Source organism: Vibrio sp. Y176 (assembly GCF_033438945.1).
In genome coordinates, this window is sequence record NZ_JAWOQS010000822.1 from 1 (window position 1) to 596 (window position 596).

1 protein-coding gene is annotated in these 596 nt (G+C 44.6%); it reads right to left on the minus strand.

From position 1 onward, the window contains the following. On the minus strand, nucleotides 1–596 hold a 596-nt coding region (locus R7O13_RS28860), incomplete at both ends, for a hypothetical protein (RefSeq protein ID WP_318305460.1).

Sequence of the window (596 nt, forward strand, 5' to 3'; positions counted from 1 at the left end):
CAACTCTTCTTGAATGAAGACAGAGATACCGATTTCAACTTCACCACTAAAGTGTTTTGGCGGCTTAATTTGAATATCGCTCAAGTCGATGGAAGTTTGCGTCAAGTCTTTAACTTGAATGCTCCACTCGCCATTGCCTGCGTTTTTCACAATGTAATCGGATGAATTAGACTCAACAACAAAGTCATTCGGAATACCAGTCAGCTTAAGTGAAACAAAGCTTTCAGAGCCATCATCGTCGGTCAGACTGATCGTAACGCCAGTACCTGACTGGTTGAGTGAAATCAACGTATCTTCATCACCCGTCACGACGATAGGCTGACTTGGATCGGTTCCCGTAATTACAATGTCATCCACGACAGGCGTGACTTCAAATGTCACGTCGTCGGTAAAGGTGCGTACATCTACGTTATCGCCCGGATTGATCAATGTCGATTGGTCAAACACGGCAACGTCTGTGATTTCGCCTTCGATGTTAATTTTCACCGTATTTTGACCACCACCAACCGGGTAGTTTTCACTCGGTTTGAACAGAACGTTATCCAACGCTCCCGCTAAAATATCGGCTTCATTAAATTCGATACTCGTGCCCAAAC